Genomic DNA, 9216 nt, shown 5'->3' with positions numbered 1-9216 from the left:
ACCCAGCCTCCGTGTGGGCAGGCATCAGACAACCCTTTACTAAATCGGTCGTCAGTTGGATGGGAGATTGAAAACCCGCGATGTCGAAGAAGCAAAAGGCGGCGTTATAGGCCCTGAGCAGCGCGTAGATCTCTGGATGATGCCAGCTTGGGTCGCGCATCTCGAAGGCGTAGCGGTGTCCGGAAGGCAGCGCCCGTAAAAATTCCTCCAGGCGCTCGGCATTCCGTCTCCAGTGGGGTGGCAGTTGGAAGAGAACGGGTCCTAGCAGCTTGTCGGACTTTCTCTTTGCGTTGAATTGATCTATAATTACTTATAATTCAATGTGATGACTTAAATATGATCCACTTTATCGACCCCGACCGCAAAACCCCCTACCTCCTGCCCCCTTCCATGGAGGACTGGCTCCCCGAAGGGCATCTTGCCCGCTTTATTGTCGAGGTGATCGAGCAACTGGATGTGTCCCGCCTGGTCAAGCAATATGCGGGTCGAGGCTGCAAGGCTTATCATCCGGCAACGCTGTTGGCCATTCTGGTCTACGGTTACGCCAACGGCGTGTTTTCCAGCCGCAAACTGGAACAGGCCACCTACGATTCCGTAGCCTTCCGTTATCTGGCAGCAGGCAGTCATCCAGACCACGATACTCTGGCAAACTTCCGCCGCCGTTTCCTGGGGGAACTGCAAAATCTGTTCGTGCAGGTGCTGGAACTGGCACAAGAAATGAAACTGCTAAAGGTGGGTCGTGTGTGCCTGGATGGCACCAAGATCCACGCCAACGCCTCCAAGCATCAAGCCCTGTCCCACGGACATATCGAACAGATGGAGCGGCAGCTGAAGGCCGAAGTGCAGGAACTGTTTGCGCTGGCAGAGCAGGCAGATCAGAGCGCCATCCCGGATGGGGTAAACCTGCCCGAAGAGATCTCCCGTCGCAAAGACCGGCTGGCGGTGATGGCCGATGCCAAAAGCAAAATTGCCGCACGGGCGCAGGCCCGTTATGAAAGGGAAAAATTCCTTTACGACGAGAAGATGGCCCGCCGTGCCGAGCGTGAAGCCAGTGGCCAGAAACGTCTGGGTAAAGCACCCAAAGCTCCTGATCCCACCCCGAAAGTGCAAGATCAGGTCAACCTCACGGATGAAGAATCCCGCATCATGCCGGTCTCGGGTGGTGGCTTTGAACAATCCTACAATGCCCAGGCCGCCGTCGATGACCAGACCATGCTGGTGGTGGCCACTGGAGTCAGTCAGGCACCGAATGACAAAGAGCAAGTGCTTCCGATGCTGGAAACGCTGCAAGCTCAGGCTGCGGCATTAGGTCCCATAGAAGCCCTCGTAGCCGACACGGGTTACTGCAGTGAAAAGAATGTCGAAACCTGTGAAGTGCTGGGTATCACTCCTTACATTGCCGTCGCTCGGGAAAATCACCATCCGGACTGGCGGCAGCGGCATACCGAGCCGGAAGCGCTGGCAGAGGATGCCACCCGTATGCAGGCCATGATGCATCGACTGAAGACCCAGGTGGGTCGCGGTATCTACCGACTCCGCAAGCAAACGGTAGAACCGGTCTTTGGCATCATCAAATCGGTGATGGGCTTCCGGCAGTTCTCATTGCGCGGCTTGACACAGGTACAGGGGGAATGGAGCCTCGTTTGCCTCGCGTGGAATGTGAAACGCATGGCCGTATTGCGCCTATAGGACAGGAAAATGGATAAAAACAGCAGAAAACCGGGTATAACTGCGCCAAAACCCCCTAAAAATGGTATTTTCAAAAATTCCTGGGCAGTAATTCGCAGCACTCCAAAATTAAAACCGACGGGCTGCTAGCCTCCAGAATCTCCTCGACCGGATGTTCTCTGTTGAAGGCCTCAATGACCGACTCCCGACCACTAAGTGGACCGGGCCTGAATCGCGCTTGCTTGGCCGCTGCTGCATCCTTTTCCGCCCGGAGCACTTCGGTAGCGGTCAGCGCCAGCGATGAGCCTTGGAGCCAATCGCCGGACGTTGAGCAGTAGCACTCATACTGGTCGCGCCGATCTGCCGGTGTCGCTGGCAAAATCATCATGCGTGCCGGTTCCGCACATGTAGCGTCGAGCATGTCCTGGGCGATGATGGGCAGGTACTTCAAGGGGAGGTGATACGCCGCCCGGAGCAGTTCCGGTTCCAGACCTCCCTCGATGGGTAGCACCACACGGATCCGCCGAGCTTCTGGTCGGTCTGAGAAGGTGGTCCATACCGCGTAGGCTAGACCGAGACCTTGCAAGTCTTGAGCTATAGCTGCTGGTGCTGGTATCGCTGGGCCTACCGCCTGTTGCTCCAAGTCATAGGCCAATGCGGTCACGGTTAAGACGTTTTCGCGGTTACGCCACTGTTTACTGAAGGTGGCGAAAACAGCGCCGGGGCCGTCTTTCTGGTCGCGGATTTTTGGAGATTCCAGAGCCTTGCAGAATCTTTCCCATGTGGTGCTGACCGGCTTGATGGCAGGCTGCCGGATGGCTTGGACCATGCCGAATTGGAAGGGCTGGGTCATGGCCGGTGCCTCCACATGCTGTACACGACGACCGCGACCACGACCACGCTGCCAGTTGTGACAGTGGCCGCGTAACTGAGCAGGATGATGGCCGCGTCATTCATCGCCGCGACCCCAAAGCCGGTCAATTTCGACCCGGATTCCATCGGAGATAAAGCGACCGATGATGCAAGCCGCGTCCGTTGCATGTTCGACTTTTTGCAAGGAATCAAGGCCGTTGAGAAGGTGCCGGATTGCTTTGATTGTGCTATTGTTTATCGGTGCGTTGTGCTGGGCGTTCTTGATAGGGGCGTCCATTTTTATTGTCCCGTATTCAAGCGGGACTGAGACTCAAGCCATTCGTTTAAGTCTTTCCCAAGATATAGGACTGATCGACCGACCTTTATGTATCTCGGTCCGTTGCCTGCCCACCTGCTACGCTCGAACCAACTCTTAGACTTCCGCAGCTTTGGTGCCGCTTCCGCCTGTGTGTAGGTGCTGCCATCTTCAAAGATTTGCGCCGCCATTTGTGAGTCCTCATATTGTCATCGGTTGCTGATAACCACATGACCAATTATGAAGACGTAAAAAGAGTTTAAAACCAGCGCAAACGATGAGCGATGAGCACTAAAAAAGCCCCTGTTTATGGGGGCTTGTTGATATGTATGCAGGGAGTAAAACGAAGGCAGATTAAAAAACTATTTGCGCTCTTTTAGCTTTTTGTAACGCATGATGGCGTTATGGCAATTATCGCTACTGAATCTGCCGTTCCACGTTGACGGTGATCCACCGTGGGCTTTTGAAAGTGCATCGCAAATCTGGTTTTTTGTCGGGGATTCGTCGGGGTTGCGTTCGTATAGTTCACAAGCCACCCTGTCGGCTTCCGCTTGCCCGTCTGTAGGCACTTTGCGCTTGCGTCCTGCCGATGGTGCTGCCTCGCTTGGCGGTTCCTGATCTGGTTTTTCCTCGCAGTCCGTGCTGGCTGGTTCAGGGTGGCTTATTTCTGGGTGAGATTCTGCACACGCTTTTGCCATTTCATCCCACGCAATAATATTCGCAAAATCATCGTGCCTTATCCGTAGTCGCTCAAACTTGATCGGGGGCATATCTGGCAAGTCGAAGATCTGACCGGAGTCGATCACGCGCCATTGCTCGTCATATTTAGGTGGGCTGGCTACACGGTGAATCTGGGCTTGTCCGTAGTTCGCCATATCAGGCAGAGCTTCATTGCTTATTTGCAGTGGTCCAAATGATTCAATATGAAAAATCTGGGAGTTGTCAGGAAGTCGGTAGACCCCGGCTGGGAGCGTGACCCACATGTTCACACGCCCTTGTTCCCATAGTCGGAGAATCTGATCGGATGTGGTCCCAGATTCGATAACCTCAGAAACAAAAAACCACTCGAAGGAGGGTTTAGGCTTGGGCAAGCCGCCTAGCTTTCCATCTTCCACAGGTAGACTCATTGCACCACCCCCCGCAGTTGCACGACCTCAGCGCCAGCCGTGACCCCTGCCGCCGCCAGGATGTAGCTCTCGATGGCCTGCATGGGCTTTCTGAGCCGCTCGCTGGTGATCTGGATGTATCCCGCAGTAACGTCGCCGCCGGAGCCGCTCTTGTGGTTTACAAGGGCTTTCAGCGCGTAATAGGGCACGTCCACGGCATCCGCTACGGTCAGGAATGTTCGCCGCAGGTCATGCCGCTGAATGTCCAGCCCGGAAAGCTCCGCCGCCTTGTCGATGCCGCCGCGCCGATTGGTAGGGCGACCGCGCTCGCTGCTGAATACGAACTCGTTGTGCCGGGGACGTTCCGCAATCATGTCTGTGAGCCATGCGCCCATAGGCAAGGTGTGATCTGTGCCGTTCTTTGTGTCCCTGACCGTGAATGTCCTGCCCTCAAGGTCCACGTCGACCCACTTCATATTGATGGCCTCTGATGAGCGCAGGCCGGTCAAGAGCATGGTCCGCAGGTAATCCCGCGCCGAGTCCTGCAAGGCTCCAGTCGCCTGCCACCATGATCTGATCTGGTGTGGTTCCAGATGGCCGGTCCTACGCTGCACCTTGTACATGCGTTTTTTCAGCACGGCGGTCGCATTGCTGGCGATGATGGGCAGGTCGTCGCCAGTACGATATTGCTCTTGTGTGAAGTTCAACAAGAGTTTCAGATACCGAGCGACCTTGTTGGCCGTCGCCTGCTTTGTCCCGCCTGTTTTGGGGTTGAACTCTTTGCCGATCTTGGCATGGAGTTTCGCCACCATATCCCGCGTGATCTTGGTCACAGGCTTGTTCATCCATGCAGCACAATGGATGTTGAGCGTTCCTTGCAAGTCTTTTGCCGTGGAAGCCTTCACGGTGCCCATATCGAGATAGTCGGCAATCACTTCCCGCAGAGTCTTGGCCTGCACCTCCTCGGTGGCCTTCGCAGCAATGGGGTCGTTGCCGCTGGCGATCTCGCCAATGTGGGTCATCGCCAGCTTACGGGCCGCCTCCGCTGTGATCTCTGGATACCTGCCGAGCGTAACCCGCCGGTCTTTCCCGCCGATGCGCTTCTGCACAATAAAGGTCTTCGTGCCGCCGCTGGTGACCCGCAGGCCGTAGCCCTTGATCTCGGTGTCCCAGATAAACGCTTGCCCGGTGGCGGGGGCTTCCGCGTCGTCGACCGCACCCTTGTTGATTTTCTTCCCGTTGATCTTCGTTTTCAGACTCGCCATGACCACTTCCTCCAGAATCGCAAGAATCGCAAAGAATCGCAGACGCATTTTGCAGGGGTTTTTACCTTTCCGCCCTTTATGATTCAATAAGTTACAATTCACAATCGCAAGAATCGCAAGAATCGCAGAGGGTATTCCTAAAAAACTGGTTTACGACCAGCGGACCCTGAGACTTTCTGTAAGATTCGTGTAAGCAGATTGTAAGCAGATGGATGAAAACCGCCGCTTACAACTTCAAACGAAGTATAGCCTATAGATACGGGGCTTTCAAACGATTGCTGGCTTTTGTGTGTCGAGCTAAAACAGGCTAAAACAGGGCTACAAAGGATTTGTAATCAGTGGGTCGTTGGTTCGATTCCTCTCGCCAGCACCATAAAAACAGGCACTTAGCGCAATTTGCTAGGTGCCTTCATTTTTACGGGCTAACCCAGGGCTAACCTCAGAGAGAAAAAGGGTTAGCCGGACTGATCCTGGCCAGGCGGTGCGTTTCTGGGATGTTATCGCGCCGATTAAATGCCCGCCTCTGGTTCTTGGGCTATATGCAGAAAGTGGTTGACCCGGGTTCATGAGACGGCAATGGGAGAAATACCTGTTGCGTGCAAGGACTGGTTGGCAAGACGCGCCCTACCGTTTTGCGCAAAAACCGGTTGGAGCACAGCATGGCAGAGAGAATTTGGATTTTCCGATCGACTGCTTTCTGCTTTGATGAGTGCGAACTCTCGACTTATTGCTGCCCTTCGCCCTGCGGCTGCGAGCGACAGCAACGCAGCGTAACCTGCCATCCATCCGAGGGGCAGTGTGCGGTGTGACTCCATGATGTTCGCTCTTATGGTTGGCGACAAAAAATTGGTGCATAATGCCAAGGCACAAAAGGGTACAGTGCTGGACCCGCGTTTTCATATAAGCATACAGAAACCAAGTGAATAAATAATATTGTTAAATAATGATGATATGGTGTTAATGGTGACGTCTTTATATCAAACAATATCCTGACCCACCGATCTCTACATTAGCTGTTAGGCAACCAAGGGGAAAACTGTGGCAACAAGGAAAAAAAACAACCACGGAGCCCAAGCTTCCTGCTGAGCTACTGATATCTCGGGACGATGCAAAATCAAGACTTCAGGAAAGAAGTCAGAAATGGCTCGAACTAAAACAAGCTCAGATAAATTCACGAGAAGCACTTGATGTTGCAAAAAACGAATACAGTAAATGGAATTCGTTTAATGCGGAACTTCTAAAAAGAATTTTTCGACCGAAGAGCTTGCAGATGAGTATTCGCGAGCGATTGGTGTATATGCCATGTTCGAGTCATCGCTTGGCGAAAAAATTGCAGGACTATACAAAGACATAGACCAGAAAATCCATCGGGTAGACTCAATTATTGAGCGACTTTAATTGATACCATTAACCAATGCCGCCGCTCCGATGGCTACTCAGGAAAATATACCACATCGACCTCCCGCAAAGACAAATAACGTATTTGTGGTTCATGGGCACGATGAAATTGCAAAAACTAATCTCGAAGTGTTTTTGCATGAAATTGGCTTGGCGCCAGTGGTTTTGCACAGGCAGGCCGATGAAGGGTTAACAATCATTGAAAAATTCGAAAAATACAGTGACGTTGGTTATGCATTTATATTGCTAACACCAGATGAAATTTCTTACATCAAGGCCGATGAGAGCAAGGACGACGATGCGAGACAGAAAGAGTACAGAGCAAGGCCGAATGTAATTTTTGAGTTCGGATATTTTATTGGTAAACTGGGCAGATCAAGAGTTTGCTGCCTTTACACAGGCGATGTTTCATTGCCTGGCGACGTAAGCGGAATGATTTATAAAAAATTTGCAAATAGCATCGAGGAGGTTGCGTATAGCATCATCAAAGACCTCAAGGCATCTGGCTATGCAATTGCTTAACCCATCATTTCACCAAGCTTGCGCATAAAACCGCCCAGGCCAGTGAATTCAGACGTTAGTTCTCTTTATGTAGGCGCCACCCCGGCGCATTTCATTTACTCCGGGACCTCTGCTGCATCCAATGTAGTGAGAAGCACCCATAACTTGGCAGCGTGTGACGGCTGGTTTCCCGCTTTGCTGCCTGTGCGGGTAAGACGCTTCGAGGCCTTTGTGGCGGAACGTTTTAATCATAACTCATTTTGCAAGCCGTAGCGCGTCGCTTGTCAACGCCGTTCAGTATCAACCTTATCCGGCCTCATGGACCGCTGGAAACTGAGCTTGCACCGCCCCCCCTAGCGTGACCAAAGACGTCAGAAGACGAGTTCTAAGCCATGCGCTTAGTGAGGGTCGGGCCGTAACATTAATTACGATCGCCATCAGTATCTGAAGGAAAAGACAGGCGCCCTGACCGGATGGGCGATCTATCTGACAAGATTGCCAACAGGAAATGGATTGGCAACATATCAAATTACGTGCATAATTCGTGCATACCGTAGGTGACACCTCTCTATTGGAGCTTATATGCACGCAGTCCTCGCCCCTACAAACAGCCTTGCCGAAACTTTCCGAGAGCCAGATCACGCCTATTTGTCTCCCCGTCGCGTCGGGCGCGCTCTGGGCTTGCAAATTCAGAGCGTGGCCGAACGTGCGCGCGTCAGTCGCAACACCCCGACAGCGCGCCCGCAGAATGAAGATCTGCAACACTATCTGCGTGAAGTCGTGCGCGTCCTGGCAGCAGCAGAGTGCGTGGCAGATGGTGACCGCAACCAAGCCATCTTCTGGTTTATGAATGAACCCTTACCGGACTTCGACTACCTGACTCCCGATACGTTAGTACGGCAGGGTAAGGCGCAAGTCGTCATCGACTACATTGAATCCATCGCGGGCGGCGCGACTGGATGATTCTGCGGGATATTGGCGACGATGAAGTCTTCTATCGCTTCATCGTTCCGCGCTGGTCGCACGCACCGACGTCAGGAGCCGGCGCGGTGGCTAAAGGTGGGCGATTCAATCGACCGGGCTTGGAAGCGCTATATCTTTCGCGAAGCGCCGAAACCGCCCTTGCAGAATATCAGCAGGATGCGCGTTTATTACCCCCTGGGACACTGGCCTTGTTTCTGGTTACTCGATTGCGGGTGGTTGATTTTTCTGCCGGGTACAAGGCGGGTAACTGGCACCCTCTGTGGGCTGAGTACGCCTGTAATTGGCGAAAACTCGCTTTTGACGAAAAAGTGGAGCCAGCGAGCTGGGTATTGGGTGATTTAGCGCTGGATGAAAATGCCGATGGCATTTTGTATCCTTCGATGCTTCACGTCGGTGGCATCAATCTGGTAGTTTTCAATTCCAGCGCTCTTCCGCCATCCGCATTGCGTGTGCATGATCCAGAGGGAAGCCTGCCTCGTGATGACCAATCATGGCAGAGAACGTCAAAGTAACCCGATGGCTTGTGTACGGGTCGGTTCTAGTCTCAATGGCGGCAGGGCAGCGTAAGCAGTCGTCCAGCGGGCTGACCATCATGTTCTCGAAATTCGTCACCATGGCTGTAAACCGAAGCAGTCTTTTGAGAATGGTTTTCGAGAATTTCAACCCTTTGATTTACTGTGCAACAATCACCACCATCTGAAGACTCTCGAAAACGGTGGTTTGTGAGGAAAGACCGGATCAAATCCCACGCAGGTGGATTTTCATGATGGTTGAATAGGTATAATATATTAATACTAATAAATACCTCGGAGAGCTTGATCATGTCCACATCCGTTCCCCCTACCGTACCCATGGCGGTTAAGATAGATATCGAAATGAAGGCGCGTATCCAGCGTCTGGGCGACGCCCGTCACCGTTCTATGCACTGGCTCATGAAAGAAGCGATCCGCCAGTTTGTGGAGAGGGAAGAGCAGCAGGAAGCGTTGCGGCAGGAAGGTATTCAGGCCTGGGAGGCCTATCAGGACACGGGGCTTCATGTCACGCAGGAAGAGGCCGATACCTGGATGGCGTGCCTGGAAGCGGGCGAAGACGTGGAGCCTCCCCATTGCCACGTCTGATCTGGTCC

Annotated in this window: 11 protein-coding genes; 5 read left to right on the top strand and 6 right to left on the bottom strand. The window is 53.1% G+C overall.

Going from position 1 to position 9216, the window contains the following annotated elements; translation table 11 throughout:
* The coding region (locus Q0C48_RS09375; RefSeq protein ID WP_291523705.1) for a DUF72 domain-containing protein at positions 1-268 on the bottom strand (268 nt) is incomplete at its 3' end.
* A gap of 68 nt (positions 269-336) precedes the next feature.
* On the opposite strand from Q0C48_RS09375, the gene Q0C48_RS09370 reads away from it, so the two are divergent.
* On the top strand, positions 337-1689 hold the full coding sequence (locus Q0C48_RS09370; protein ID WP_291523703.1) for an IS1182 family transposase: 1353 nt from the start codon (positions 337-339) through the stop codon (positions 1687-1689).
* A 70-nt stretch (positions 1690-1759) separates the two neighbouring features.
* Here the strand turns inward: Q0C48_RS09370 and Q0C48_RS09365 are convergent, their stop codons facing one another.
* From Q0C48_RS09365 to Q0C48_RS09350, 5 genes are all read right to left on the bottom strand, one after another.
* Positions 1760-2521 (bottom strand): hypothetical protein, encoded by a 762-nt coding sequence (locus Q0C48_RS09365; protein ID WP_291523702.1) that lies wholly within the window; start codon positions 2519-2521, stop codon positions 1760-1762.
* A 96-nt stretch (positions 2522-2617) separates the two neighbouring features.
* Positions 2618-2818, bottom strand: a complete 201-nt coding sequence (locus tag Q0C48_RS09360) for a hypothetical protein (RefSeq protein WP_291523700.1) — start codon at positions 2816-2818, stop codon at positions 2618-2620.
* Between the two features lie 2 nt (positions 2819-2820).
* Entirely contained in the window at positions 2821-3027 is a 207-nt protein-coding gene (locus Q0C48_RS14705) for a helix-turn-helix domain-containing protein (protein ID WP_366937035.1), read from the bottom strand.
* A 171-nt stretch (positions 3028-3198) separates the two neighbouring features.
* The gene (locus Q0C48_RS09355; protein ID WP_291523699.1) at positions 3199-3951 is read right to left on the bottom strand and encodes a hypothetical protein; all 753 of its coding nucleotides are present in this window, start codon (positions 3949-3951) and stop codon (positions 3199-3201) included.
* A gap of 8 nt (positions 3952-3959) precedes the next feature.
* Positions 3960-5207, bottom strand: a complete 1248-nt coding sequence (locus Q0C48_RS09350; protein ID WP_291523697.1) for an integrase family protein — start codon at positions 5205-5207, stop codon at positions 3960-3962.
* A gap of 1428 nt (positions 5208-6635) precedes the next feature.
* On the opposite strand from Q0C48_RS09350, the gene Q0C48_RS09345 reads away from it, so the two are divergent.
* The 4 genes from Q0C48_RS09345 (at position 6636) to Q0C48_RS09330 (ending at position 9208) form a co-directional block, all read left to right on the top strand.
* The gene (locus Q0C48_RS09345) at positions 6636-7127 is read left to right on the top strand and encodes a nucleotide-binding protein (protein WP_291523696.1); all 492 of its coding nucleotides are present in this window, start codon (positions 6636-6638) and stop codon (positions 7125-7127) included.
* A 561-nt stretch (positions 7128-7688) separates the two neighbouring features.
* Complete coding sequence (locus Q0C48_RS09340; RefSeq protein ID WP_215889259.1) at positions 7689-8069, top strand: antitoxin Xre/MbcA/ParS toxin-binding domain-containing protein; 381 nt, start codon at positions 7689-7691, stop codon at positions 8067-8069.
* The gene (locus tag Q0C48_RS09335; protein WP_291523695.1) at positions 8066-8602 is read left to right on the top strand and encodes an RES family NAD+ phosphorylase; all 537 of its coding nucleotides are present in this window, start codon (positions 8066-8068) and stop codon (positions 8600-8602) included. The genes Q0C48_RS09340 and Q0C48_RS09335 overlap by 4 nt, the downstream gene beginning before the upstream one ends.
* Before the next feature lie 309 nt (positions 8603-8911).
* The gene (locus Q0C48_RS09330) at positions 8912-9208 is read left to right on the top strand and encodes a CopG family ribbon-helix-helix protein (protein WP_226819947.1); all 297 of its coding nucleotides are present in this window, start codon (positions 8912-8914) and stop codon (positions 9206-9208) included.
* Positions 9209-9216: the final 8 nt, after the last annotated feature.

It is taken from the genome of Acidithiobacillus sp., assembly GCF_023255755.1.
Classification (GTDB): Bacteria; Pseudomonadota; Gammaproteobacteria; order Acidithiobacillales; family Acidithiobacillaceae; genus Acidithiobacillus.
This window is presented reverse-complemented; position numbering and strand designations above follow the sequence as displayed.

Bases quoted from the DNA above. Each gene is read 5' to 3' on its own strand.
- Q0C48_RS09370 (WP_291523703.1), top strand. From the start codon at position 337: ATGATCCACTTTATCGACCCCGACCGCAAAACCCCCTACCTCCTGCCC.
- Q0C48_RS09365 (WP_291523702.1), bottom strand. From the start codon at position 2,521: ATGACCCAGCCCTTCCAATTCGGCATGGTCCAAGCCATCCGGCAGCCT.
- Q0C48_RS09360 (WP_291523700.1), bottom strand. From the start codon at position 2,818: ATGGACGCCCCTATCAAGAACGCCCAGCACAACGCACCGATAAACAAT.
- Q0C48_RS14705 (WP_366937035.1), bottom strand. From the start codon at position 3,027: ATGGCGGCGCAAATCTTTGAAGATGGCAGCACCTACACACAGGCGGAA.
- Q0C48_RS09350 (WP_291523697.1), bottom strand. From the start codon at position 5,207: ATGGCGAGTCTGAAAACGAAGATCAACGGGAAGAAAATCAACAAGGGT.
- Q0C48_RS09345 (WP_291523696.1), top strand. From the start codon at position 6,636: ATGGCTACTCAGGAAAATATACCACATCGACCTCCCGCAAAGACAAAT.
- Q0C48_RS09340 (WP_215889259.1), top strand. From the start codon at position 7,689: ATGCACGCAGTCCTCGCCCCTACAAACAGCCTTGCCGAAACTTTCCGA.
- Q0C48_RS09335 (WP_291523695.1), top strand. From the start codon at position 8,066: ATGATTCTGCGGGATATTGGCGACGATGAAGTCTTCTATCGCTTCATC.
- Q0C48_RS09330 (WP_226819947.1), top strand. From the start codon at position 8,912: ATGTCCACATCCGTTCCCCCTACCGTACCCATGGCGGTTAAGATAGAT.